At 72.7% G+C, this 25,962-nt stretch carries 20 protein-coding genes, 1 rRNA gene and 1 pseudogene; 15 read left to right on the plus strand and 7 right to left on the minus strand.

Annotated elements, in window-relative coordinates; genetic code table 11:
• Positions 1–12: 12 nt before the first annotated feature.
• A complete protein-coding gene (locus ACFU5F_RS14905) occupies positions 13–1,461 on the plus strand; it encodes a peptidoglycan recognition protein (RefSeq protein ID WP_383886910.1) in 1,449 nt (482 codons plus the stop codon).
• Positions 1,462–1,716: 255 nt separating this feature from the next.
• Positions 1,717–2,799: a sugar phosphate nucleotidyltransferase gene (locus tag ACFU5F_RS14910; RefSeq protein ID WP_383886869.1), complete on the plus strand. Its 1,083-nt coding sequence runs from the start codon at positions 1,717–1,719 to the stop codon at positions 2,797–2,799.
• A gap of 165 nt (positions 2,800–2,964) precedes the next feature.
• Here ACFU5F_RS14910 and ACFU5F_RS14915 read toward each other — a convergent pair whose 3' ends face one another.
• The 4 genes from ACFU5F_RS14915 to ACFU5F_RS14930 all read right to left on the minus strand — a co-directional run bounded on the left by ACFU5F_RS14915 (position 2,965) and on the right by ACFU5F_RS14930 (position 6,998).
• Positions 2,965–3,966, minus strand: a complete 1,002-nt coding sequence (locus tag ACFU5F_RS14915) for a DNA-3-methyladenine glycosylase family protein (RefSeq protein WP_383886871.1) — start codon at positions 3,964–3,966, stop codon at positions 2,965–2,967.
• A 90-nt stretch (positions 3,967–4,056) separates the two neighbouring features.
• Positions 4,057–5,400 carry a coenzyme F420-0:L-glutamate ligase gene (locus ACFU5F_RS14920; protein WP_383886911.1) on the minus strand — a complete coding sequence of 448 codons (1,344 nt, stop codon included), beginning with the start codon at positions 5,398–5,400 and terminating at the stop codon, positions 4,057–4,059.
• A gap of 17 nt (positions 5,401–5,417) precedes the next feature.
• Positions 5,418–6,425, minus strand: a complete 1,008-nt coding sequence (gene cofD, locus ACFU5F_RS14925) for a 2-phospho-L-lactate transferase (RefSeq protein WP_383886873.1) — start codon at positions 6,423–6,425, stop codon at positions 5,418–5,420.
• Positions 6,426–6,500: 75 nt separating this feature from the next.
• A complete protein-coding gene (locus ACFU5F_RS14930) occupies positions 6,501–6,998 on the minus strand; it encodes a cysteine dioxygenase (RefSeq protein WP_383886875.1) in 498 nt (165 codons plus the stop codon).
• A gap of 716 nt (positions 6,999–7,714) precedes the next feature.
• On the opposite strand from ACFU5F_RS14930, the gene ACFU5F_RS14935 reads away from it, so the two are divergent.
• The 3 genes from ACFU5F_RS14935 (at position 7,715) to ACFU5F_RS14945 (ending at position 13,304) form a co-directional block, all read left to right on the plus strand.
• Complete coding sequence (locus tag ACFU5F_RS14935; RefSeq protein WP_003975777.1) at positions 7,715–7,978, plus strand: WhiB family transcriptional regulator; 264 nt, start codon at positions 7,715–7,717, stop codon at positions 7,976–7,978.
• A 203-nt stretch (positions 7,979–8,181) separates the two neighbouring features.
• Positions 8,182–11,802 (plus strand): glycosyltransferase, encoded by a 3,621-nt coding sequence (locus ACFU5F_RS14940; RefSeq protein WP_383886877.1) that lies wholly within the window; start codon positions 8,182–8,184, stop codon positions 11,800–11,802.
• A complete protein-coding gene (locus tag ACFU5F_RS14945) occupies positions 11,799–13,304 on the plus strand; it encodes a DUF5719 family protein (RefSeq protein WP_383886879.1) in 1,506 nt (501 codons plus the stop codon). Before ACFU5F_RS14940 ends, ACFU5F_RS14945 begins: the two co-directional genes overlap by 4 nt.
• 101 nt (positions 13,305–13,405) lie before the next feature.
• Here ACFU5F_RS14945 and ACFU5F_RS14950 read toward each other — a convergent pair.
• Positions 13,406–13,492 (minus strand): annotated as a pseudogene (locus ACFU5F_RS14950) (wyosine base formation domain-containing protein); the annotation flags it as partial.
• A 39-nt stretch (positions 13,493–13,531) separates the two neighbouring features.
• Positions 13,532–13,987, minus strand: coding sequence for a metallopeptidase family protein (locus ACFU5F_RS14955; RefSeq protein ID WP_383886913.1), 456 nt, complete (start codon positions 13,985–13,987; stop codon positions 13,532–13,534).
• Between the two features lie 359 nt (positions 13,988–14,346).
• Here ACFU5F_RS14955 and ACFU5F_RS14960 point away from each other — a divergent pair, with 359 nt between their 5' ends.
• The 8 genes from ACFU5F_RS14960 (at position 14,347) to ACFU5F_RS14995 (ending at position 23,054) form a co-directional block, all read left to right on the plus strand.
• The gene (locus ACFU5F_RS14960; RefSeq protein WP_059079841.1) at positions 14,347–14,769 is read left to right on the plus strand and encodes a DUF3499 domain-containing protein; all 423 of its coding nucleotides are present in this window, start codon (positions 14,347–14,349) and stop codon (positions 14,767–14,769) included.
• Between the two features lie 232 nt (positions 14,770–15,001).
• The gene (locus ACFU5F_RS14965; RefSeq protein ID WP_383886882.1) at positions 15,002–16,366 is read left to right on the plus strand and encodes a phosphomannomutase/phosphoglucomutase; all 1,365 of its coding nucleotides are present in this window, start codon (positions 15,002–15,004) and stop codon (positions 16,364–16,366) included.
• A 236-nt stretch (positions 16,367–16,602) separates the two neighbouring features.
• Complete coding sequence (locus ACFU5F_RS14970) at positions 16,603–16,773, plus strand: Trm112 family protein (RefSeq protein ID WP_005485663.1); 171 nt, start codon at positions 16,603–16,605, stop codon at positions 16,771–16,773.
• 116 nt (positions 16,774–16,889) lie between these two features.
• Entirely contained in the window at positions 16,890–18,017 is a 1,128-nt protein-coding gene (locus ACFU5F_RS14975) for an SIS domain-containing protein (RefSeq protein ID WP_383886884.1), read from the plus strand.
• Positions 18,018–18,082: 65 nt separating this feature from the next.
• Positions 18,083–19,234: a mannose-6-phosphate isomerase, class I gene (manA, locus tag ACFU5F_RS14980; protein WP_383886886.1), complete on the plus strand. Its 1,152-nt coding sequence runs from the start codon at positions 18,083–18,085 to the stop codon at positions 19,232–19,234.
• Between the two features lie 207 nt (positions 19,235–19,441).
• The gene (locus tag ACFU5F_RS14985; protein WP_383886888.1) at positions 19,442–20,419 is read left to right on the plus strand and encodes a cation diffusion facilitator family transporter; all 978 of its coding nucleotides are present in this window, start codon (positions 19,442–19,444) and stop codon (positions 20,417–20,419) included.
• A 405-nt stretch (positions 20,420–20,824) separates the two neighbouring features.
• A complete protein-coding gene (ahcY, locus tag ACFU5F_RS14990) occupies positions 20,825–22,282 on the plus strand; it encodes an adenosylhomocysteinase (protein WP_383886890.1) in 1,458 nt (485 codons plus the stop codon).
• A 157-nt stretch (positions 22,283–22,439) separates the two neighbouring features.
• Positions 22,440–23,054, plus strand: a complete 615-nt coding sequence (locus tag ACFU5F_RS14995) for a hypothetical protein (protein ID WP_383886892.1) — start codon at positions 22,440–22,442, stop codon at positions 23,052–23,054.
• A gap of 44 nt (positions 23,055–23,098) precedes the next feature.
• On the opposite strand, the gene ACFU5F_RS15000 is transcribed toward ACFU5F_RS14995, so the two are convergent.
• Positions 23,099–24,133 (minus strand): RDD family protein, encoded by a 1,035-nt coding sequence (locus tag ACFU5F_RS15000; RefSeq protein ID WP_383886894.1) that lies wholly within the window; start codon positions 24,131–24,133, stop codon positions 23,099–23,101.
• Between the two features lie 150 nt (positions 24,134–24,283).
• Between ACFU5F_RS15000 and ACFU5F_RS15005 the strand changes: the two genes are divergently transcribed.
• Both ACFU5F_RS15005 and ACFU5F_RS15010 read left to right on the plus strand, forming a co-directional pair.
• A complete protein-coding gene (locus ACFU5F_RS15005) occupies positions 24,284–25,291 on the plus strand; it encodes a stage II sporulation protein M (RefSeq protein ID WP_383886896.1) in 1,008 nt (335 codons plus the stop codon).
• A 579-nt stretch (positions 25,292–25,870) separates the two neighbouring features.
• Positions 25,871–25,962 (plus strand): 16S ribosomal RNA (locus ACFU5F_RS15010); the annotation flags it as partial.

Here is a 25,962-nt window from a genome sequence, read left to right on the forward strand (position 1 = left end):
ATATGTATGACTATGTCCAGGATCGGACGTATGCGTAGATCACGATTCCTCGCGTCCTCGATCGGCGTCACCTGCGCGGCGGCACTCGCGCTCCCGGCGGCACTCCCGGCGACGGCTTCCGCGGCGACCCCGACGGACTCGTCCTCCACGGCGGCCCTGCACCCGGCGCGGACCCCGGCCCCGACCGCCCCGCTCGCGCTCGCGCCCGCGTCCGGCAGCACCCAGTCCCTCCCCCTGGACCCCCTCGGCGCGGACCGGAACCTCGGCCCGGCCGCCGCCGAACAGGGCCTCGGCAAGCGGGACGTACGGTCCTTCTCCCTGGTCGGTGTCGTCTGGGACGACCCGGACACCGAACTCCAGGGCCGCGTCCAGGTCCGCACCCGCGCCACGGGCACCGCCCGCTGGTCCGGCTGGCAGGACGTGGAGACGCACAACCACGAGCACGCCGCCGACCCCGACACCGCCGAGCGCTCCTCGGGCCGGGTGCGCGGCTCCACCGCCCCGCTGTGGGTCGGCGACTCCGACGGCGTCGAGGTCCGCGTACGCGCAGAGACCCAGGGCCGTACGACCGCGCCGGGCGTCCAGATGCTCCCGGACGGCCTACGCCTCGAACTGGTCGACCCGGGCGCCGGCACCCTGGAGGGCGCCGCGGGGCCGAACGCCGCGCACGCGGCCGACCCCCCGCCCGTCGGCACCCCCGCGGACGCGCCGCGACTGGGCGCCCTGACCGCCGAGTCGGCCGCCGCCTCCGCCGTCAACGCCGACCTCGCGCCGCTCGGTTCCACCGCGATCGCGGCGCTGACCCGCAAGGAGACGGAGGAGCGGCTGGCGAACGTGGCGCCCGGGGTGAAGCCGTACATCGGACCCCGCCCCCGCATCGTCACGCGGGCCGGCTGGGGCGCGGACGAGAAGCTGCGCGAGCGTGACTTCCGCTACACCACACGGGTCAGCGCGGCCTTCGTGCACCACACGGCCTCCGGCAACAACTACAAGTGCGCGCAGGCCCCTTCGGTCATCCGCAGTATCTACCGCTACCACGTCGTGAGCAGCGGCTGGCGGGACATCGGCTACAACTTCCTCGTCGACAAGTGCGGAAACATCTACGAGGGGCGCGCGGGTGGCGTCGCGAAGCCCGTCATGGGCGCGCACACCCTCGGCTTCAACACCAACAGCATGGGCGTCGCGGTCCTCGGCAGCTACGGCACCACCAAGCCGCCCGCGGTGGCGGTCAAGGGAATCGCGCAACTAACCGCTTGGAAACTCGGTCTTTACGGTGCGAACCCCAAGGGCAAGACCTACCTCACGTCGGGTGGTGGCAATCTCTACGCAAAGGGCAAGAAGGTACGACTGCATGTGATCTCCGGCCACCGGGACGGGTTCGCGACCGAGTGCCCCGGAGGGCGCCTCTACGGAAAGCTCGGCACGGCCCGCACGGAGGCGGCCCGCTATCAGGGCCGATAGCGCGGCCACAGGGCGTAGGGGAGACCGGGGTGCGCGCCCCGGCGAACGTCCGGTGGCCGGCCGGAGCCCCGCACCCGGATCACCGCACGACCCGAGGGCGCGCCCGGCGCGCCCTCGACGCACCTCCGCCGCCGGCGCGCCTCGCCGCACGCCGACGGCCCCGCGCACGGCCACGAAGGCGCCATGGAACGGTCTGCATACACTGGCCGGTCGAATGACAGTTCGGCCGGTCCCGGCAGGAAGCAGAGACGACAGGTGACAGAAGCGATCCTCCTGGTCGGCGGCAGAGGCACCCGGCTGCGCCCGCTCACGGTGCACACTCCCAAACCCATGGTCCCGGCGGCCGGAGTCCCCTTCCTCACCCACCAGTTGGCGAGAGCCAGAGCCGCGGGTGTCGACCACATAGTCCTCGCCACCTCCTACCTCGCCGAGGTCTTCGAACCCCACTTCGGCGACGGCTCCGCCCTCGGCCTCCACCTCGAGTACGTCACGGAGGAGGAACCGCTGGGCACGGGCGGCGCGATCCGCAACGCCGCCTCGCACCTCCACTCCGGCCCCGAGGACCCGGTCCTCGTCTTCAACGGCGACATCCTCACCGGCCTGGACATCCGCCGCCTGGTCACCACCCACGAGACGACCGGCGCGGACGTCTCCCTCCACCTGACCCAGGTGACCGACCCCCGCGCCTACGGCCTCGTCCCCACCGACGGGACGGGCAGGGTCCTCGCCTTTCTCGAGAAGCCCCAGACGCCCGAGGAGATCGTCACCGACCAGATCAACGCGGGGGCGTACGTCTTCCGCCGCTCGGTCATCGACACGATCCCGGCGGGCCGCCCGGTCTCGGTGGAACGCGAGACGTTCCCGGACCTGCTGGCGGCGGGCGCGCATCTGCAGGGCATGGTCGACTCGACGTACTGGCTGGACCTCGGAACCCCCGCGGCCTTCGTCCGCGGCTCGGCGGACCTCGTCCTCGGCCGCGCCCCGTCCCCCGCCGTCCCCGGCCGCTGCGGCGACCGCCTGGTCCTGCCCACCGCCCGGGTCGCGGGCGACGCCAAGCTGACCGGCGGCACGGTCGTCGGCGAGGGCGCGTTCGTCGGGGAGGGCGCCCGGGTCTACGGCAGCACGGTCCTGGCCGGCGCGGTCGTCGAACCCGGCGCGGTCATCACCGACTCCCTCATCGGCGCCCGCGCCCGCATCGGCGAACGCTCCGTCCTCACCGGCGCGGTCATCGGCGACGGCGCGGTCATCGGCGCCGACAACGAACTGCGCACGGGAGTCCGGGTCTGGTGCGACGCCCAGATCCCCACGGGGGCGCTCCGCTTCTCGTCGGACCAGTGAGCGCCGGGAGGGTTGTCGGGTGCGGGTGAGTGGGGGCTGGTCGCGCAGCCCCTGCTTTTCAGGGGCGCGGGGAACTGCGCGAGAAGCCCCACCGGGCGGACGTCCGGGGGCGAAGGGGCGCAGCCCCTGGAGGATGGGACGGGTAGGGGCGGCGGGGGCGAAAAACTACAGGCGCCCGATATCCCCACGCGGCATCCGGGGCGCCCGCCGAGCCGGCCCCCGCCCCGACAACAGGATCAACCGAGCCGCCCGATGCCGCTGCCCCGCATACGGCTCCAGCAACGACAACATCACCGAGTCGTCCGCATCCCGGTCCCCCGCCAGCACGAACCCCACGATCCCCGGCAGATGCAGATCCCCCACGGTCACCGCGTCCGCCGCCCCATGACTGCGCTGAACCGTCTCCGCCGAGGTCCACGGCCCGATCCCCGGCACCCGCTCCCACCGGGCCCGCGCCTCCTCCGGCGACATCCCCACGGCCTCCTCCAGCCGCCCCGCCACCCGCACCGCCCGCAGGATCGTCGACGCCCGCTTGTCGTCGACCCCGGCCCGATGCCACTCCCAGGACGGGATCAGCGCCCACTCCCGGACCGAGGGCATCACGAACATCCCCGGCGGCACGGGCCCCGGCGCCGGCTCCCCGAACTTCCGTACGAGCAACCGCCACGCCCGGTACGCCTCGTCCGTCGTGACCTTCTGCTCCAGCACCGACGGGATCAACGACTCCAGCACCAGCCCGGTCCGCGTCAGGCGCAGCCCCGGCCGGCGACGCCAGGCCATCGCCACGGCCCGGTGCCTGGGCACGAACGCGTCCGGCTCGTCCGACGCCCCGAGCAGCGACGGCACCCCGTCGAGGAGCCACTCACCCCCGGGCCCCCACGCCTCCGCCTCGACGACACCGCCCCGCAGGGCCACCCGCAGGGTCCCGGGGCCCACCGGTGTCCGGCTGGCCCGCCACACGGACCCGTCCGGCACGGCCCGGAAGGTCGGATCGTGGGGCCCCCGGCGCAGCGGCCCCAGCACGAGCCCCGGATCGAGCGGGCCCTCAGGCACCCAGGTGCGCCGCTTCCCCGCCGCCACGGCCTGCCGAGGCACCCCACCGGGCACGACGACATGTCCACCCCGCACAGTCGTACGGGTGGGCCGCTGAGGGAAACGTCCGGCCAAGAGAAGGTCCTAGGAAGAGGTCCTGAGCAGAGATGCGTGCCCTACGAGCCTAGGGCCTGTCCGAGGCCGCCCGCGGCTTTCCGAGCCCGCTCAGCGGACCTCGACGAACGCCCCCGCGTCCCGTTCGGCCCGCGCCGGAGGCTCCCCGGCGGCGTGGCCCACGGCGACCGCCCCCATCGGGTCCCACCCCTCCGGCAGCGCCAGCACGTCCCGCACGACGTCCCGGCAGAACATCGTCGAGGAGACCCACGCCGACCCCAGGCGTTCCCCGGCCAGCGCGACGAGGAAGTTCTGCACGCCGGCGCCGGTCGCGACCACGAACATCTCCCGTTCGGCCGCGTCCCGCCGCGCGTCCCCGTAGAAGTGCGACCCGTCCATCACCAGACAGGGCACCACCAGGTACGGCGCGTTGCGCAGGACGTCCCCGCGCCGCACCCGCTTCGCGACCGACTCCTCGCTCTTGCCGTCCCGCCGCAGATCCGCGATCCACGCGTCCCGCATGGCGTCGAGCAGCCGTACCCGTGACTCCTCGGACTCCAGCAGCACGAACCGCCACGGCGTCGTGTGGTGCGGCGCCGGCGCGGTCACGGCGGCGGCCACGGCCCGCCGCACCGCCCCGGGGTCGACCGGCTCGTCCGTGAACGCCCGGACCGTACGCCGCTGCGTCACCGCCAGCCGTACGGCCTCGGAGGTGCCGAGCCGGAACATGTCGTCCCGCGCCCCCCGGACCAGGCCCCGCGTGCCCTCGCCGTCGTCCTCGGCCACCACGTGGCCGAGCCCGCGCACGACGGCGACGGGCCGCCCGGCGGCCTTGCCCTTCACCAGGTCGCCCGCGCCGGCCAGCTCGTCGGCGGTGGCGACGACGGTGGCGCTGAGCGGGTTGCCGTGCGCGTCGGTTCCGCCGCGCAGGTCGTCGAGGACCCGTACACCGGCCGCGCCGATGGCGACATCCGTCAGCCCGCTGCGCCAGGGTCGCCCGAACGTGTCGGTGACGACGACTCCGACCTCGACACCGAGCGCGTCCCTGACACCGTCCCGGATCGCCCGCGCGGAGGCGTCGGGGTCCTCGGGCAGCAACAGCACGGTCCCGGAGGGCGTGTTGGAGGCGTCGACCCCGGCGGCGGCCATCACCAGCCCCTGCCGGTTCTCCACGATCCGCAGCGCCCCGCGCCGCGCCACCACCCGCACGGTCTCGGCGTCGATCGCGGCCTCCCGGTCGGCCGCCTCCACGACACGCCCCTCGGCCTTGGACACGATCTTCGAGGTGACGAGCAGCACGTCCCCGTCGGCCAGCTCCGGCGCGGCCGCGGCGATCACCTTGGCGAGGTCGTCCCCCTCGCGCACCTCGGGGATGCCCTCCAGGGCCCAGACCCGGTACCCGGCGCCGGGCGCCACGCCGTTCCCGCTCTCCGCGTTCCCGCTCTCCGTGCTCATGCTCCCCGTGCTCATGCTCACGCTCCCCGCACCTCCTCCGCCAGTGCCAGCGCCTCGCGGGCCATCGCCGCCGTGGCGTCCAGGTCGGTCATCATCAGCGGCACGGCCCGGCACCGGATGCCGGCGCTCTCCACCCGCTCGACGACGCCCGCGTCGACCGTGTCGACGAGCCAGCCGTCGAGCAGCCCCGAGCCGTAGTGCTCGGCGACGGCCGCGGCGGTGGACTCCACGCCGACGGCGGCGAGGACCTTGTCCGCCATACCGCGCACGGGGGCGTCACCGACGATGGGGGAGAGGCCCACGACCGGCACCCCGGCCTCGGCGATCGCCTCCCGGATGCCGGGCACGGCGAGGATCGTGCCGATGGAGACGACGGGGTTGGACGGCGGGAAGAGGATCACGTCCGCCTCGGCCAGGGCCTCCAGCACCCCGGGCGCCGGCTTCGCCTGCTCGGCACCGACCGGCACGATCGCCTCGGCCGGCACGGAGGCCCGCAGCCGAACCCAGTACTCCTGGAAATGGATCGCCCTGCGCTCGCCGGACCCCGCGCCGGACCCCGAGTCCGACCCCGTGCCCGAGCCGCTGTCGGGCATCGTGACGGCGACATGGGTCTCGACGCGGTCGTCGGTCATCGGCAGGAGCCGCACCCCCGGCTTCCACCGGTCGCACAGCGCTTCGGTGACCGCGCTCAGCGGAAACCCGGCACTGATCATCTGCGTCCGCACGATGTGCGTGGCGAAGTCCCGGTCACCCAGCCCGAACCACTCGGGCCCGACGCCGTACGCCGCCAGCTCCTCCTTGAGGTGGAAGGTCTCGTCGGCCCGTCCCCAGCCCTGCTCCTCGTTGATGCCGCCGCCGAGCGTGTACATCACCGTGTCGAGGTCCGGGCAGACCTTCAGCCCGAAGAGGTGGATGTCGTCCCCCGTGTTGCCGACGACCGTGATGTCCGCGTCCGGCGCGGCCCGCTTCAGACCGCGCAGGAACCGGGCACCACCGATGCCGCCTGCCAGAACCACAATGCGCATGGGAGCAGTCTCGCAGGCGGGGCCGACAGCGGGTCGGCCGCCCGTGAGCGCGGCCGGTTCCCCGCGGTCCGGCGGTCAGGCCGTGACGGCCGCCCCCTGGGCCGTGCATGCCTTCGTGTGCATCGGCATCTCCGTCAGGCCCGGGTAGTAGATGTGCAGACTGACGGCCGGTTCCAGCGTGTCGTTGACGACCTCGTGCGCGTAACCCGGCGCGAAGACGCGCTGCGCGCCCGCGCCGAGCACGCGCGTGCCCCGGTCGGTGCGCTCGGTCAGCGTGCCGTCGAGCACCGTCAGTACGCCGGAGGAGCCCCCGTGGTCGTGCAGCCCGGTGCCCTGGCCCGGCACCCACGACAGCAGCCACACCTCGTACCCGGGGCCGGTCAGCAGCCGGTGGTACCAGCGGCTGGTCGCGTCGTACTCGACGAGGTGCTCCCACCGGGAGCGGTCGCCGGCGAGGGAACGGGCCAGTCCGGCGAACTCGGCCACGGTGCCCGGGTGTTGGCGCGGCGCCTGGAGGAGGTGCGGTACTTCGAGAAGGTCGCCGGCGATCTGGAGGTCGCTGTCGCTGTTCATGAAGTGGGGAGGTCCTCGACGGAGTGCGTGGGGGAGGGCGGGGTGTCACCTGCCGTCCGCGTGGGGCGCGGGCGGGGCGCGGGCCCGGTCTTCCGGGCGAAAGGGAACAGCGGCCGAGCCGGGACGGGCTCAGCGGCAGCCGGAGCGGGTGAGGCTCAACAGCTGGGACAGCAACAGCTACAGCGACAGCGAGCAGCACCGAGGGACCCGGCGGAGCGGGTCGAGGTGAGTGCCAAGTTCGCGAGCATGCCCATAAGCACAGCGGTTCACACCTCCGCTGTCAACTTCCCGTCCGGTATGTGGATGCCGGTTCACCTCTTTCGGTGCATCCGTGCGACGAAAGGTTTGTGCCCCGGGTATCGGGGAGACATGGCGTCCAACCGGGCAAGCCGCCGCTCGCGCGTGGCGGGTCGTGGGCGTGTCCGGAGCGGGCCGGCTCGAACGAGGCGGAACGAGATCGAACTCCTGGGCGTCTCTTCCCGTAAGGGAGGGAGAACCCCACCGGAACTCCCGCCTGTCGCCAGGCTGCTGTCAGGGTTTATGCCGATTTGAACACTTTCCGCATAGCCTTGGTTCCGCAGAGTGAATAAGGGGCTCAATAGCAGATCTCGGCTTGACTCGCCCGTAGCAGCACACTTGTAATTTCACTCGTGTCGTTCAGCCGAAATCGGTAACGGCCGCACGACGGGGACGCGAAAGACGGACGAGGGGCGCACATGACCGAGCTCGTGCAGCAACTGCTGGTCGACGACGCGGACGAAGAACTCGGCTGGCAGGAGCGCGCGCTGTGCGCCCAGACCGATCCCGAGTCCTTCTTCCCCGAGAAGGGCGGCTCGACCCGCGAGGCCAAGAAGGTCTGCCTCGCCTGCGAGGTCCGCTCCGAATGCCTCGAGTACGCCCTCGCCAACGACGAGCGGTTCGGTATCTGGGGCGGCCTGTCCGAGCGTGAGCGCCGCCGTCTGAAGAAGGCGGCCGTCTGACCCGTCCCGGAGCACCCGACCCGTCCCGGGAACAGTCGAACAGAAGCAACCGAACATGTACGGCCCGTCGCACGTGGGTTGTCCACAGGCGGCGGGCCGCCGTGCTGCTCAGCCGTTAGTGTGGGCCCTCGTCCGAGACGTCCCGCTGTCCCCGCCGGACACAGACGTCCACCGCAGTCCAGCGAACCGGGGCCCGTACCTCGATGTCCGTGCACAGCCACACCTCAGCTCACCAGGACGCAGCTCCTGAGTTCCCACGCCATGTGGTGACCGCGGTCCTCGTCGCGCACGACGGCGCCCGCTGGCTGCCCGACGCACTCGCCGGGCTGCTCGGCCAGGAGCGCCCCGTGCAGAGCGCCATGGCGGCCGACACCGGCAGCGCGGACGACTCCGCCCGGCTCCTGTCCGACGCCCTCGGCGCGGACCGCGTCCTGCACCTCGCCCGGCGGACCGGTTTCGGCCAGGCCGTCGAGGAGGCCAACCGCACCGCAGGCGTCCTCACCGAGGACGACCTGGCGTACCTCAGGCGCCCCAGCGGCTGGGACCCGGTGACCCGCAGCTGGCGCGACGACGCGTACGACATGCCGGAACTCCCCCACGGGGAACCGGTCCAGTGGCTGTGGCTGCTGCACGACGACTGCGCCCCCGAGCCCGACGCCCTCGCCCAGCTGCTGCGGGCCGTGGAGAACGAACGCGAGCTGGGCCGCGACGACGTCGCCGTCGTCGGCCCCAAGCTGCGCGGCTGGTACGACCGGCGCCAGCTCCTGGAGGTCGGCGTCACCATTGCCGCCTCCGGCCGCCGCTGGACCGGCCTGGACCGCCGCGAGCAGGACCAGGGCCAGCACGACCACGTCAAGCCCAGCCTCGCCGTGTCCACCGCCGGCATGCTCGTCCGCCGCGACGTCTTCGAGGAACTGGGCGGTTTCGACCGCCGCCTCCCTCTCATGCGGGACGACATCGACCTGTGCTGGCGCGCGACCACCGCCGGACACCGCGTCCTCGTCGCCCCCGAAGCCGTCGTACGGCACGCCGAGGCCGCCTCGCGCGAGCGCCGCACCGTCGACTGCGTGGGCCGCAGCGCCGCCTCCCCGCACATGGTCGACAAGGCGGGCGCGATCTACACCCTCCTCGTCAACTCCCGTACCGCGCAGCTCCCCTGGGTGCTGCTGCGGATCGTCCTCGGCACCCTGCTCAGAACCGTCGCGTACCTCGTCGGCAAGGTCCCCGGACAGGCCGTCGACGAGATCCGCGGTCTGCTGAGCACACTGCTGCGGCCCGAGCGGATCATCGCCGGGCGCCGCCGACGGGGCCCCTCGCAGCTCGACAAGGGCGAACTGCGCCCGCTGTTCCCGCCCCCGGGCGCGACCGTCCGGGCCACCGTGGAACAGGTCGCCGGCGACCTGTTCGGCAGCTCCGACACCGAGACCCCCCAGGCCGGACGGCACGGCGGCGCGGCCGAGTCGGGTCCCGGGGACGACGACGCCGAGTTCCTCCAGGTCGAGCGGTTCGCCCGGCTCAAGCGCGTCGCACGCGCACCCGGGCCCGTCCTCTTCGCACTGCTGCTGCTCGCCTCGTTCCTCGCCTGCCGTGAACTGCTCGGCGGCGGCGCGCTCGCGGGCGGCACCCTGCTGCCCGCCCCCGCCGACTCCACCGCGCTCTGGTCGCGCTACCTGGACGGCTGGCACCCGGTCGGCGCGGGCGGCTCCGAGGCCGCGCCCCCGTATCTCGCGATCGTGGCCATGCTCGCCTCCCTCCTGTTCGGCTCCGCCGGACTCGCGGTCACCGTGCTCCTGGTGGCGTCCGTGCCCCTGGCCGGCTGCACCGCGTACTTCGCCTCCCGCTCCCTGGTCGAGTCCCGGCTGCTGCGGGCCTGGGCCGCCGCCGTCTACGCCTTCCTGCCCGCCGTCACCGGCGCCCTCGCGACCGGCCGCATCGGTACCGCCGTCCTCGCGGTCCTGCTGCCGCTCGCCGCCCGCGCGGGCGCCGCCGCCGGCGGACTCACCAACCGCACGGGGGCGCGCGGCAGTTGGCGTGCCACCTGGGCGTACGCGCTGCTGCTGACGATCACCACCGCGTTCACGCCCGTCGTGTGGCCCCTCGCGCTGCTCCTCGGCCTCGGGGTCCTCGTCCTGCGCCGCCGCGAGATCACCGCCTACGGCCCGCGCTTCGTCGCCCAGCTGGGCACCCCGCTGCTGATGCTCGCCCCCTGGTCGCTCACCCTGCTGCCGTTCGGCTTCTTCGAGGAGGCCGGTCTGGAGTACGGCGGGAGCCCGGCCTCGGCGACCGATCTGCTCGGCATCAGCCCCGGCGGGCCCGGCACGGTCGGCGGGCTGACCCTCGTCGGCGTCGTCCTCGCCGCGCTGGCCGCCCTGCTCCGCGCGGAGCGTCAGCCGGCGATCCGGACCGCCTGGACCGCCGCCCTGGTGGCCCTCGTCCTCGCGGTCCTCTCCAACGGCTCCACCTGGGCCGGCCCCTCGACCCTCGTCTACGGCCTCGCCCTCCTCGCCGCCGCCACCCTCGGCGCCGACGGGGCCCGCCACCGCGTGGCCGAGCAGAGCTTCGGCTGGCGGCAGCCGGTGGCCGTGCTCATCGCGCTGGCCGCCGCCGTCGGCCCGCTGCTGGCCGCCGCCGGCTGGGTGCTCGGCGGCGCCGACGGCCCCCTGGAGCGGCGCGACCCCGTCCAGGTGCCCGCGTTCGTCGCCGAGGAGAGCGGCACCCGCGACCAGGCCCGCACCCTGGTCCTCGACAGCGACTCCACCGCCGAGGTCGGCTACACCCTGGTACGCGGCTCCGGCGTCCGCCTCGGCGACGCCGAACTCACGGCCGCCGCGGGGGACAACAAGCAGCTCGACCAGGTCGTAGCCCACCTCGTCGCGGGCTCCGGCGCCGACCAGAGCGACGAACTCGGCGGCTTCGCCGTGCGCTACGTCCTCGTCCGCCCCGGCTCCCCCCGTGAGGTCAGCCGCGTCCTGGACGCCACGCCCGGCCTGAGCCGCCTCAGCCAGCAGGACGGCAGCGCCCTGTGGCGGGTGGACCGCCAGGTCGCCCGGGTCACCGTCGAGACCGGCTCCGGCGCCCCGAAGGCCGTCGCCGCGGGCCCCGTCGAGGTGCACACCACCCTCCCGGCCGGCGGCTCCGGCCGCGTCCTGCGCCTCGCCGACACCGCCGACGAGTCCTGGACCGCCACCCTCGACGGCAAGCCGCTCACCCCGACCACGGTCGACGGCTGGGCCCAGGGCTTCCGCCTCCCCGAGGACGGCGGCCGCCTGGACGTCACCTTCGACGCCCCCGTCACCCACACCGGCCGGCTGTGGGCCCAGGGCGCGCTCGCCGTCGTCCTCGTGGTCCTCGCCCTGCCGGGCCGCCGCCGGGACGTCGACGACGACCTCCCCGACGAGCCCGTCGCCGTCCCCGCCCAGGACGTCACCGGGGACGGCCGCCGCGCCCGCCGCCTGCGCGCCCAGGCCGAGGCCGAACAGCCCACCGACCCCGACCTGCCCCACCTCCCGCAGGAGGTACCGGTCGCCGCCCCCGTCCCGGAGCAGCAGTCGTACGGGGAGTGGGACGCGGCCCCCGCGGGTGCCGGGTACGGGCAGTACGACCAGCAGTACCAGGGCGCCCAGCAGCAGTACCCGTCCGGCACCTACGACCAGCAGCACTACCAGGCCGACCCCTACCAGGGCGGCCAGTACGACCCGTACGCCTCGTACGGGGGCGACACCGCCTCGTACGACCAGACGTACACCCAGGGCTACGACGCGACGTACGACCCGTCGCACGGCACCGGCGCCGACAGCGAGCGCCGCGACGGGAGCCAGCAGTGAACCGCCAGACCCTGTCCCTGATCGCCGGCGCGACCGCACTCGCCGCCGTCACCGGCTTCGCCGTGATCAGCACCCCCGACACCGCCGGCGGTGACACCAACGCGAAGGCGGCGGCCCAACTGCCGGTGCAGCGTACGAGTCTGCTCTGCCCGCAGCCGAGCACCTCGGACCTGGCGGAGACCGCGTACACCTCCTTCACCCCCGTCACGAAGGACACCGGCGCCGAGGGCGGCGCCGAACTCGTCGCGGCGGGCGGGCGGCCGACGGACGCGGGCGGCAAGGACGACAAGGACGGCAAGGGCAAGGCCGCCAAGCCGGTCATCGAGGCCAAGGAGCCCGGCAGGCCCGTCACCGGCAGCACCGACGGCGGTGACGCTCCCGCGCTGATCGGTACGGCCGAGGGGAAGTTCGCCCCCGGCTGGACGGTCCAGGAGACCACCGAGGTCGCCGCCGGCACCGGCCGCGGCCTGCTCGGCGTCAACTGCACCGCCCCGGACACGGAGTTCTGGTTCCCGGGCGCCGCCACGGCCGCCGGCCGCACCGACTACGTCCACCTCGTCAACCCGGACGACTCGGCGGCCGTCGTCGACATCGAGCTGTACGGCAAGGACGGCGTCCTGAAGTCGACGGTGGGGGACGGCATCACGGTCCAGCCGCGCGCCTCCGAGCCGGTCCTGCTGTCGACGCTCGTCGCGGCGAAGGAGGCCGACCTCACGGTCCACGTCAGCGTCCGCAGCGGCCGGGTAGCCGCCGCCGTCCAGGCCCTGGACGACAAGCAGGGCGGCGACTGGCTCGCCACCGCCGCCGACCCGGCCGGCAGCCTCGTCCTCCCCGGCATCCCGAAGGACGCTACCTCCGTGACCCTAGTGGCCTTCGCCCCCGGTGACACCGACGCCGACCTGAAACTCCGCCTCGCCTCGCCGAACGGCCCGATCACCCCGGCCGGCAACGAGACGCTGCACATCAAGGCGGGCATGACCGCCACGGCCGACCTGGGGCAGATCACCCGGGGCGAGGAGGGCTCCCTCTTCCTCGCCCCCACGGGCCGGGCGGTCCCGGTGGTGGCCGCCCTCCGGGTCGTCCGCGGCAAGGGCGACAACCGGGAGACCGCCTTCATCCCGGCGACCCGCCCGGTCGGCGCGCGCGCCACGGTCGCCGACAACCGCGCCAAGGGCACGACCCTCGCCCTCACCGCCCCGACCGGCACGGCGAAGGTCAAGGTCACCGCGTCCGCCGGCAGCGGCGGGGGCGAGGCCACGAGCAAGACGTTCACGATCAAGGCGGGCACGACCCAGCACGTCGACATGCCGGCCCCGAGCGGCCTCAAGGGCACCTACGCCCTCACCGTCGAATCCATCTCCGGCGCCCCCGTCTACGCCTCCCGCCTCCTGGAGTCCGAGCTCGACTCCGTCCCCGCCTTCACCATCCAGACCCTCCCGGACGACCGAGGAACGGTAGCGGTCCCGAAGGCGCACCAGGACCTGTCGATCCTGCAGAGGTGATCCCCGAGGCCCCTGCTCTCCAGGGGCGCGGGGAACTGCGCGAGAAGCCCCACCGGGCGGACCGTCCGGGGGTCGAAAGGGCGCAGCCCCTCAAGGATGGGACGGGAGATGTCCAGCCAGCGGTCGGCGTCGACGCCCTCGGCATGGAGGGCGAGGTCACCGCGGTGGGCGCGCTGGGTGACCAGGAGGGGCGGCGGGGGCGAAACCCCCAGCCGCCCCCCGCCACCTCAGTCCTCCCCGTACCGAGGATCCACAGTCTCTGGATTGAGCCCCAGCAGCTCCGCCACCTGCTCCACCACGACCTCGTGCACCAGCGCGGCCCGCTCGTCGCGCCCCTTCGTCCGGATCTCCACCGGCCGCCGGTAGATCACGACCCGGGCCGGCCGCCCCTCCCGCGCCGCGACGGTCCCCCCGAGCGGCACGGCCTCGTCGTTCCAGGCCCCGTCCCCGGGCCCGTCGAGCCGGGGCACCTCCAGCACGAGGAAGTCGATGTCGGCCAGCTGCGGCAGCCGCCGCTCCAGCCGCTCCACGGAGTCCTGCACCAGATCCGCGAACACCTCCGCGCGACTCGCCGCGAGCGGCACCTGGGGCGGCGCGATCGGCCCGCGCATCCCCCTGCCGTGCCGGTCTCGGCGGCGGGGCCCGGGTGCGGCGGCGGCGCGGGGCGGTACGAGGTCGTCCATCACCTGTGAAGCGTAATCCCCGAGGGGCCCGCCCGCCCGGCTCCACGCCCCCGGCGCCCCCAGGCGACCCGGCGCCGCCGACCTGGCACGGCTGCCCGGTGCGTCCGACCGGCTCGCCGCGCGACCGTCTTTGGAGGGTTGTCGGCCGTGCCAGAGGTTGACCATTCCAGCCAAGGTTGGGCTCGATTCCGTATCTCTACGAGACCGATGAACTCGCACCAATTGGCATGGTTTATTCGCTTACTTGACCGGCTTCCGTGCCGTTCGACATCCCGGACGAGGGGTTACTCGCAGGTCAACGCACCGGGTTCGGAGGGGTATGTGGGGCGTTTCACAGCGCGACACGGTGGAGTGACCTGGTGGAGAGTCGTCGCGGCCCGCTCAAGAGTGCGGTACCGTCCAACATCGTGAGCCCTGTACGTCGCTGTTCGCGCACCGCTTGCGGCCGCCCCGCCGTCGCGACGCTGACGTACGTCTACGCCGACTCGACCGCGGTCCTCGGCCCTCTCGCCACCTACGCCGAACCCCACTGCTACGACCTGTGCGCCGAGCACTCCGAGCGCCTCACCGCGCCGCGCGGCTGGGAGGTCGTACGGCTGCTGGACGCCTCGGCGCCCGCGCGCCCCAGCGGTGACGACCTGGAAGCGCTCGCCAACGCCGTGCGCGAGGCGGCCCGCCCGCAGCAGCGCGCCGCGGAGGCCGGCGGCGGTCCCCGCACGGCGGACCCCATGGAGGTCGCCCGCCGCGGCCACCTCCGCGTACTGCGCTCTCCCGACAACTGAGCACCCCTTTCCCCTCTCCGGCGACCGGCGCCCTGCTTCTCCGGCAACCGGCGCCCTGAGCAAGGCCGTTGCCGTCCCCGTAGCGACTCGTCGCGTGGTCACCGTCCTCGCGTCCGGTCCGGCCCACCCGCGAGGGGCCCGCGAGGCCGGGCGTTCCAGGAGGTCACACGGCCCACCGCCGGCGCCGCCGGGTAGTTTGGGTGGCCGGTGAGGACTTCTGGAGGGTGTGCCCGTGGCTGTTGATCTGTCGACGATCGTGAAGGCGTACGACGTGCGCGGGGTGGTCCCGGACCAGTGGGACGAGACCCTGGCCGAACTCTTCGGGGCGGCCTTCGCGCGGGTGACCGGCGCGGACGCCATCGTGACCGGCCACGACATGCGCCCCTCCTCGCCCGGCCTCTCGCGTGCCTTCGCGCGCGGGGCGGCGGCGCTCGGCGTGGACGTGACCGAGATCGGCCTCTGCTCGACCGACCAGCTGTACTACGCGTCCGGCGCGCTGAACCTGCCCGGCGCGATGTTCACGGCCTCCCACAACCCCGCCCAGTACAACGGCATCAAGATGTGCCGCGCGGGCGCCGCCCCCGTCGGCCAGGACACCGGCCTCACCGAGATTCGTGAACTGGCGGAGAACTGGAGCGAGTCGGGAGCACCGGCACCGGCCGCCACGCCGGGCACGATCACCGGGCGGGACACGCTGGAGGACTACGCGGCGCATCTGCTCGGCCTCGTCGACCTGACCTCCGTCCGCCCGCTGAAGGTCGTCGTCGACGCGGGCAACGGCATGGGCGGCCACACCGTCCCCACGGTCTTCGCCGGCCTGCCCCTCGACCTCGTCCCGCTGTACTTCGAGCTGGACGGCACCTTCCCGAACCACGAGGCCAACCCCCTCGACCCGGCGAACCTCGTCGATCTCCAGAAGCGGGTCCGCGAGGAGGGCGCCGACCTCGGCATCGCCTTCGACGGCGACGCCGACCGCTGCTTCGTCGTCGACGAGCGGGGCAACCCCGTCCCGCCCTCCGCGATCACCGCCCTGGTCGCCGCCCGTGAACTCGCCCGGCACGGCGGCAAGGGCACGGTCATCCACAACCTGATTACCTCCTGGTCCGTCCCCGAGGTGGTACGGGAGAACGGCGGCACGCCGGTGCGCACCCGCGTCGGCCACTCGTTCATCAAGGCCGAGATGGCCAGAACCGGCGCGATCTTCGGCGGCGAGCACTCCGCCCACTACTACTTCGCCGACTTCTGGAACGCCGACACCGGCATGCTGGCCGCCCTCCACGTCCTCGCCGCCCTCGGCGGCCAGGACGGCCCGCTCTCCGCCCTCGTCGCCCAGTACGACCGCTACGCCGGCTCGGGCGAGATCAACTCCACGGTCGCCGACCAGGCGGACCGCCTGGCCGCGGTGCGCTCCGCCTACGGGGACCGGGAGGACGTCACCCTGGACGACCTCGACGGCCTCACCGTCTCGGCCGCCGACTGGTGGTTCAACGTCCGCCCCTCCAACACGGAACCGCTGCTGAGGCTGAACGCGGAGGCGAGGGACGAGCCGACGATGGCGAAGCTGAGGGACGAGGTCCTGGCGATCATCAGGGCGTGACCCCGGGAGAAGCACGGGGCGCAGCCCCTGCTTCTCAGGGGCGCGGGGAACCGCGCGACCGGCCCCCGCCGGGCGGACGTCTGGGGGTGGAAGGGGTGCAGCCCCGCAAGGATGGGAAGGGCGGGGGCGGCGGGGGCGAAAACGGCACCCGCCCCCAACCCCGGCGCCGACCCCCGCACGGCGGTACCCTGACCAGGCCGCACATCGCACGAATTCCGCCCCCGAAGGGACCCGACATGCCGCTCGAAGCCGGCCTCCTGGAGATCCTCGCCTGCCCGGCGTGCCACGCCCCCCTCACGGAGGAGGACACCGAGCTGACCTGCACGAGCCAGGACTGCGGCCTCGCCTACCCGATTCGGGACGGCATCCCCGTGCTCCTCGTCGACGAGGCCCGCCGCCCCGCGTGACCCGCGCGATCGCACTCGCGCGTGAGGCATGATCCGCACGAGCCGGTGAACCCGGCGAACAGGCGAACAGGCGAACAGGCGCACCGGGGCACCCGGCGAATCGGAGGCTGCCGCCCATGCTGGACGAATCGTTGCTGGACACCCCCGACGCCCTGTCGGAGGCCGACCGCCGGGACCTGCTGCGCGGCGCCGCCGAGGCAGGCGCCCGGGTCCGTACGGCCATCCGGCTCGGCATCGAGGCCGGCATCCCGAACCTGAAACCGGACGGGCGCCCGCGCGCCCTCCTCATCGCGGGCCCCGGCATGGCGTCCGCGGGCGTCGCCGACCTGCTCGGCGCCCTCGCGGGGGCCAACTGTCCTCTCACCCGTCTCCATCCCACCGGCGTGGCCCCCGCCGCGGGCGCCCTCCGCTGGGAGCTGCCCGGCTGGGCCGGCCCCGTCGACCTCCTCCTGGTCGCGACGGCGGACGGCAGCGAGCCCGGCCTCTCCCTCCTCGTCGACCAGGCGTACCGCCGAGGCAGCACGGTCGTCGCCGTGGCCCCGGCCCGCACCCCCGTCGCCGAGGCGGTGGAACGCGCCCACGGCCTCTTCGTACCGATGGCCACCTCCCCGTACGAGCAGGAGGTGCCGCTCGGCGCCGCCGCCCCCGGCGTCCTGTGGGCCCTGCTCACGCCGATGCTCGCGCTGCTGGACCGCACCGGCGTCGTCACCGCCCCGCCCGACGCCCTGCAGAAGGTCGCCGACCGCCTCGACCAGGTCGCCGAGCGCTGCGGCCCGGCCATCGCCACCTACGGCAACCCGGCCAAGACGCTCGCCGCCGAACTGGCCGACTCGCTCCCGCTGATCTGGACCGAGGGCCAGACGGCGGGTCCCGTGGGCCGCCGTTTCGCCTCCGCGCTCGCCGATCTGGCGGGCCGCCCGGCCCTCGCCGCCCAGCTCCCGGAGGCCCTCGCCGCCCACACGGTGCTGCTCACGGGCCCGCTCGCCGCGAACGCCGACCCCGACGACTTCTTCCGCGACCGCGTCGAGGACGCACCCGTCCTGCACGCGCGCGCGGTGCTGCTCCGCGACCGTCCGGCCGGTGGGCTGAGCGCCGTTCCGGCCGCCCGCGAGCTGGCCCTCGGCCACGACACCGCGATCAGCGAGCTGGTACCGGAGGAGGGCAACGACCTGGAGACCCTCGCGGAGATGATCGCCATCACGGATTTCGCCGCCGTTTACCTGTCGCTCGCCTCCGGAGCCTGATCCTTACCGCAGCCCGGCCCCGGCCGGGCCCTCGCAGGCTCCCCACGTACGGAGAAACGCACACCATGGACCGCCTCGACAACACCGTCCGCCCCTATGCCTGGGGTTCGATCACGGCCATCCCGCAACTCCTCGGCGTGGCGCCCACCGGCGAGCCGCAGGCGGAGATGTGGATGGGAGCCCACCCCGGCGCCCCTTCCCGCACCGGGCGCGGACCCCTCACCGAGGTGATCGACGAGGCCCCGGAACGCGAGCTGGGAGCGCGGACGGTCGCCAGGTTCGGCCCCCGCCTCCCGTTCCTCCTCAAACTCCTCGCCGCCGGCGCCCCCCTCTCCCTCCAGGTCCACCCCGACCTCGCACAGGCCCGCGAGGGCTACGAGGACGAGGAGCGGCGCGGCATCCCGATCGACGCCGGCCACCGCAACTACAAGGACGCCAACCACAAGCCGGAACTCATCTGCGCCCTCACGGAGTTCGACGGCCTCTGCGGCTTCCGCGACCCGCTGCGGGCCGCCGACCTGCTCGCCGGTCTCGACGTCGACTCCCTCAAGCTGTACGTCGACCTCCTGCACGCCCAGCCCGAAGAAGCCGCGCTGCGCGAGGTGTTGACCGCGATCCTGGGCGCCGACCCCGAGGAGACGGCCCACACGGTGACCGAGGCCGCGGCCGCCTGTGCCCGCCTCGGCGGCGCCTGGGCCCCGTACGCCGACATCGCCCACCACTACCCGGGCGACCCCGGCGTCATCGCCGCCATGCTCCTCAACCACGTGACCCTGCAGCCCGGTGAGGCCCTGTTCCTCGGCGCCGGCATCCCGCACGCCTACCTCCATGGCCTCGGCGTCGAGATCATGGCCAACTCCGACAACGTCCTGCGCTGCGGCCTGACCCCCAAGCACGTCGACGTCCCCGAACTCCTGCGCGTCGTCCGCTTCGAGGCGACCGACCCCGGCGTCCTGCGCCCCGAGGCGTCCCCCGACGGCGAGGAGCTCTACGAGACCCCCATCGACGAGTTCCGCCTCTCCCGCTACGTCCTGCCCGAGGCCACCGCCCCGCACGACCTCACCCGCGCCACCCCGCAGATCCTCCTCTGCACGGCCGGCTCGGTCCGCGCGGGCGAACACACGCTCACCCCCGGCGAGTCCGTCTTCGTACCGGCGGACGAGAAGGCGGAGGTGTCCGGACCGGGCACCCTGTTCCGCGCCACCGTCATCGCCTGAGCGGAACCCTCGACGCCGGAGAGCCACCGACCGGCGCGCCGAGGGACCGAAACGGTCCCGATCCCCGGCCCGGCGCGCCGAGGCCGGGCCGGGCTGCAACAATGCCCCCTGCAAAAGGCGGGCAAAGCCCGGCCGGTGACGGACGGAAGCGTGGGTACCCAGGCCCACGCACGGACACACGCTTAGGCGAAGGGACACCTCGGACACATGAGCGCGTCAGGCGGCACCAAGGCGATCGTGGCGGCACTCGCCGCCAACCTCGCGATCGCGGTAGCGAAGTTCGTGGCGTTCGTCTTCAGCGGCTCGTCATCGATGCTCGCGGAGTCGGTGCACTCCCTGGCCGACTCCGGCAACCAGGGCCTCCTCCTCCTCGGCGGTAAGAAGGCCCAGCGCGAGGCGACCCCGCAACACCCCTTCGGCTACGGCCGCGAACGCTACATCTACGCCTTCCTCGTCTCCATCGTCCTCTTCTCCGTCGGTGGCATGTTCGCCATCTACGAGGGCTACGAGAAGATCAAGCACCCGCACGAGATCGAGCACTGGTACTGGCCGGTCGGCGTCCTCGTCTTCGCGATCATCGCCGAGTCCTTCTCCTTCCGGACCGCGATCAAGGAATCCAACGGTGTGCGCGGCGACAAATCCTGGACCGAGTTCGTCCGCCACGCCAAGGCCCCCGAGCTGCCCGTCGTCCTGCTGGAGGACCTCGGCGCCCTCGTCGGCCTGATCCTCGCGCTCGGCGGCGTCGGCCTCGCCCTGCTCACCGGCGACGGCGTCTGGGACGGCATCGGCACCCTCTGCATCGGCGTCCTGCTCATCCTGATCGCGATCATCCTCGCCGCCGAGACCAAGTCGCTGCTCCTCGGCGAAGCCGCCGGTGTCGAGGAGGTCAGGAAGATCGAGGCCGCGATCGTCGACGGCGACACGGTCCCCGCCATCATCCACATGCGCACGCTGCACCTCGGTCCCGAGGAACTGCTGGTCGCCGCCAAGATCGCCGTCCGGCACGACGAGACGGCCACCGAGGTCGCCCACGCCATCGACGCCGCCGAGGCCCGCATCCGTGAGGCCGTCCCGATCGCCCGCGTCATCTACCTCGAGCCCGACATCTACAGCGAGGCCGAGGCCACCAAGGGCGCCGACCCCGAGGCCGCCCCCGGGGGCCCGGCCCCCACCGCCGACCACTGACCCACCGCCCACACCCGGCAGACACCGACGCCCGAAGGGCCCGTCGCGCACACGCGACGGGCCCTTCGCGGTCCCCGGCCCCCACCGTTTCCGTCCCACCCGGGGTTCCCGGGAGAGCGCCTCGACCTCGCACGCCGCCGGTACCGGCCCCGGCTTCGGCTCAATCCGTACCCAGGCGGACTGGGGCCGACAGGGCCGACCGGTGTAGCTTGGGACGGAGCCAGACGTCGCTGCTGATGGCGGTCGGGCGGTCCCACCGAGGACCGGCCGAGGGAGAGAGGGCCTCCGACGGACTGCGCTGCGCGCACGCGGGCATCCCTGTGTCCTCTTCGGGGCACCCCTGTGTCCGCCGCCGCGCAGACCAGCCCTGACCACCCTCGACCCGAAACCGAGGAGCAGCTCTCCATGACGACTGTCGACAACCGGCAGGACTTCAAGGTCGCCGATCTCTCCCTGGCCGCGTTCGGCCGCAAGGAGATCACCCTCGCCGAGCACGAGATGCCCGGCCTGATGGCGATCCGCAAGGAGTACGCCGAGGCGCAGCCTCTCGCCGGTGCCCGCGTCACCGGCTCCCTGCACATGACCGTGCAGACCGCCGTGCTCATCGAGACCCTGGTCGCCCTCGGCGCCCGGGTCCGCTGGGCCTCCTGCAACATCTTCTCCACCCAGGACCACGCCGCCGCCGCGATCGCGGTCGGCCCGAACGGCACCGTGGACAACCCCCAGGGCGTCCCGGTCTTCGCCTGGAAGGGCGAGACGCTGGAGGAGTACTGGTGGTGCACCGAGCAGGCGCTGACCTGGCCGGACAGCCCCACCGGCGGCCCCAACATGATCCTCGACGACGGCGGTGACGCCACCCTCCTCGTCCACAAGGGCGTCGAGTACGAGAAGGACGGCAAGGTTCCCGCCGTCGACACCGCCGAGAACGACGAGCACCGCGTCATCCTCGAACTCCTGAACCGCACCATCACCGAGGGCTCCCAGAAGTGGACCCAGCTCGCCTCGGAGATCCGCGGCGTGACCGAGGAGACCACGACCGGCGTCCACCGCCTGTACGAGATGCAGCGTGACGGCCAGCTGCTCTTCCCGGCGATCAACGTGAACGACGCCGTGACGAAGTCGAAGTTCGACAACAAGTACGGCTGCCGCCACTCCCTGATCGACGGCATCAACCGCGCCACCGACGTCCTCATCGGCGGCAAGACGGCCGTCGTGTTCGGCTACGGCGACGTGGGCAAGGGGTGCGCGGAGTCGCTGCGCGGGCAGGGCGCCCGCGTCATCGTCACCGAGATCGACCCGATCTGCGCGCTGCAGGCGGCGATGGACGGCTACCAGGTCACGACCCTCGACGAGGTCGTCGAGACGGCCGACATCTTCATCACCACGACCGGCAACAAGGACATCATCCTGGCCTCGGACATGGCCCGGATGAAGCACCAGGCCATCGTGGGGAACATCGGCCACTTCGACAACGAGATCGACATGGCAGGCCTCGCCAGGATCCCGGGCATCGTCAAGGACGAGGTCAAGCCCCAGGTCCACACGTGGACCTTCCCCGACGGCAAGGTCCTCATCGTCCTGTCCGAGGGCCGCCTGCTGAACCTGGGCAACGCCACCGGCCACCCGTCGTTCGTGATGTCCAACTCCTTCGCGGACCAGACCCTGGCCCAGATCGAGCTGTTCACCAAGCAGTCCGAGTACCCCATCGGGGTCTACACGCTGCCCAAGCACCTCGACGAGAAGGTCGCCCGGCTGCACCTCGCCGCGCTCGGCGTGAAGCTCACCACGCTCCGCCCCGAACAGGCCTCGTACATCGGCGTGAACGTCGAGGGCCCGTACAAGGCGGACCACTACCGCTACTGATCCGCCCGACGACGGGTGCGTCCGCGCAGACGCACATGGACGTACCCGTCCCGGCAGCAGCTCCCAGGCAGGCCCCCGCACCCCCGTGCCGGGGGCCTGCCCGTTCGCCCCGTGGTCCGCACCGGACCGGGCCGACCCGTCAAGACCCAGGACCCCCATGCCCCGCGGCCGGTATTCGCTTCACGACCCGCACGACCACACCCCCCTCGCCGAAGAACACTTCCACTGCGCGCCCGGCCCGTCCGGCTGGCGCTATGTCTCCCAGCGGACCACCCCGTCCGGTGAGCACGCCGGTTCCGTCGACCTCGCCCTCGACGAACTCGGCCGCCCCATCCGCCTCGAACTCCACGCCGCGAGCTGGCAGGTCCGCGGCGCCGCCCTCGACGGCGTCACCTGGGTCCGTACCGATCCCACCGGCACCGAGGCCGCCGAAGGCAACGTCCGCGCCCACGCCTTCACCGGAACCTCCCCCGCCTTCCTGATCGCCACCGCCCGCCTCCTGCGCCTCACCCCCTCGGCGCCCGCGACACGCGTACGCCTCGTCGCCTTCACCGACCCGGTCCTGGCCCCCCGCACCCTGGACCAGTCCTGGGCGCTGATCGAAAGAGAAGCACACCCCACTGACAACGGACCCCTGACCGTGGACACCTACCAGGTCACAGCCCTGGACACGGGCGAGCAGCACACCGTTCACCTAGCCGGCGACGTCGTCCTCGCGGCCCCCGGGATCGAGCTGGAACACCTGGAGACACCGCCGTCGACGTTCGACTGAGATCGCCCCGCGTCCGACAGCGGAACGGCGGTCGGGCGAGGAACTCACGCGGGCGGCGCGAACCCGGTGGCGGGACGCTCGGCAGGAGGCGTCTGAGGCGTCTGAGGCGTCTGAGGCGTCTGAGGTGACTGCGGTGTCCCGGGCGTCTGCGGCCTGTGGTGGGGCGGGTCCGACGGGTGTGGCTGAAGGGCCGCCGGCGCCGCAAAGGCCGTCGCGCCGGGGCTCACGTACCCCCCGGGCGGCGTGTACGCCGGAGCCACCGGGGGAGTCCCCGAACCACCCCAGCTGGGCCCACCGGCCGGCGCACCCGGTACGCCCGCCGCTCCGGCCCTGCCCGCGAACGCCTGCCGGGCCTCCCGCGCCTGCCGCTCGTGGACCACGGCCGCCAGGTACGCGCCCGGCGGCACTCCGTACGGCGCCGGGGTCCCCGTACGCGCCGCGAGGTCCGTGGCGAGACGTTCCGCCATCGCCGCGCCGACGTGCGGGTCCAGCTGCCGCATCCGCGTCAGGTACTGGCGGACGGCCAGCCACAGCCCGTCGGGAACGGCGGACAGGTCGAGTTCGGAGAACCGTCCCACGAGCCAGGGCGGCGGCGGAGGCACGAACGCCGTCTGCCCCGTCGGTACGCGCTCCCGCACCACCAGCGTCCCCGCGAACACGTCACCCAGCCGCCGACCTCGTGCGGAGACGAGCGAGGCGATGCACGCGACCACGCCGAACGTCATCAAAATCTCGACCACCCCGACCGCACCGCGCACGAGCGCGTGCCGGAACCGGATCGGTCCCCCGTCGTCCCGCACCACCCGTAGTCCGCACGCCAGCTTCCCCAGGGAACGCCCGTGGCTCAGTGTCTCCACCGCGATCGGTCCGCCCACCAGGACGAGCAGGAAGCTCGCGATGGATATCGCCATCTGCGCGGCCTCGTCGAGGCCGGCCGTCGACAGCACCAGGACCAGAACCACCGCCAGATACACGACCACGGCCACGACCAGGTCGAGCAGCACGGCCAGCGCCCGGCTCGGCAGCTTCGCGGGACGCAGCTCCAGAGCCACCGCCTCGCCCGTCACCAGCTCACTCACACCCGTAGTCCTTCCGGTTTCCTGCCCTGACCTGCCCCGAGAGTGGCCAGTCTGCCAAGCTGAGGACAGATCGCGCCGCAGTACGACCAGTGAGACCAGTAGGACAAGCCGACCCGCGGTGTTGCAGAGGGACGAGGAGCAGCACACCCGATGGACCTCGATGTCTTCGTGTCCGCCCATCGTGCCGAGTGGGACCGCCTCGACGCCCTGCTCCGCCGCCAGCGCCGGCTCAACGGTGCCGAGGTCGACGAACTCGTCACCCTCTACCAGCGCACGGCCACCCACCTCTCGCTGATCCGGTCGAGCGCTCCCGACCCCCAGCTGACCGGACGCCTCAGCCGACTGGTGGCACGCGCGCGGAGTGCGGTGACGGGAAACCGACGGGCCTCCTGGCGCGACGTCACCCGCTTCCTGACCCACAACTTCCCCGCCGCGGTCTACCGCTCCCGGCACTGGTGGGTCCCCACCGCCCTGCTCTCCACACTCGTCGCCGCGCTCCTCGGCTGGTGGATCGGCACCCACCCGGAGGTCCAGGCCTCCCTCGCGGCCCCCGACGCCCTGCGCGAGATGACCCGCCCCGGCGGCCAGTACGAGACGTACTACTCCAGCCATCCCGCCGCGTCCTTCGCGGCCCAGGTCTGGACGAACAACGCCCAGGCCGCCGCGATGTGCCTGGTCCTGGGCATCTTCCTGGGCCTGCCGGTCCTCTGGATACTGCTCCTGAACATGCTGAACCTGGGTGTGGGCATCGGCCTGATGGCCTCGGCGGGCCGTCTGGACGTCTTCCTCGGCCTGATCCTGCCGCACGGCCTTCTGGAACTGACCGCCGTCTTCGTGGCCGCCGGCACCGGCCTGCGCCTCGGCTGGACCGTCATCGACCCGGGCCCCCGCACCCGGCGCGTGGCCCTGGCCGAGGAGGGCCGTGCCGCCCTGGGCATGGCGCTGGGCCTGGCGCTGGTCCTCTTCGTCTCCGGCGCCATCGAAGGCTTCGTCACCCCGTCCGGCCTGCCCACCTGGGCCCGCATCAGCATTGGCGTCCTCGCCGAACTCGCCTTCCTCGCCTACGTCTATGTCCTGGGCGGACGTGCCGTCCGCGCCGGTGACACGGGCGATGTGGAGGAGCACGAACGCAGTGCCACGGTGCCCACGGCAGCCTGATGTGCGTTCACCCCGGCCGGACTGTTAGTCTCCTCTTCGTTCCCGCAAGAGCCGTTGACACGGTCCGTGTGGGGAGGTAGATTAGAACAGTTGCCTAGAGGTGGACATACCCCAGGGCGCGGTGAAAATCTATCGGCCTCTCGTGAAGCTGAATTCCCGAGTGAGCCCACCCGATGATTCGGAAATGAACGGCCGGTCAGTCAGGCCAAAAACTTCTGATAAAGTCGGAGTCGCCGGAAAGGGAAACGCGAAAGCGGAAACCTGGAAAGCACCGAGGAAATCGGAACCGGAAACGGTCTGATAGAGTCGGAAACGCAAGACAGCAAGACCGAAGGGAAAAGCCCGGAGGAAAGCCCGAGAGGGTGAGTACAAAGGAAGCGTCCGTTCCTTGAGAACTCAACAGCGTGCCAAAAATCAACGCCAGATATGTTGATACCCCGTCTCCAGCATCTGCTGGGACGAGGTTCCTTTGAAATAAAACACAGCGAGGACGCTGTGAACCATCGGACTATTCCTCCGGTGGTTCCGCTCTCGTGATGTGTGCACCCGCGCTTTTAATTAAGCACAGTCGGGTAGACATTCACGGAGAGTTTGATCCTGGCTCAGGACGAACGCTGGCGGCGTGCTTAACACATGCAAGTCGAACGATGAACCACTTCGGTGGGGATTAG

This window comes from Streptomyces sp. NPDC057438, assembly GCF_042802995.1.
Classification (GTDB): Bacteria; Actinomycetota; Actinomycetes; order Streptomycetales; family Streptomycetaceae; genus Streptomyces.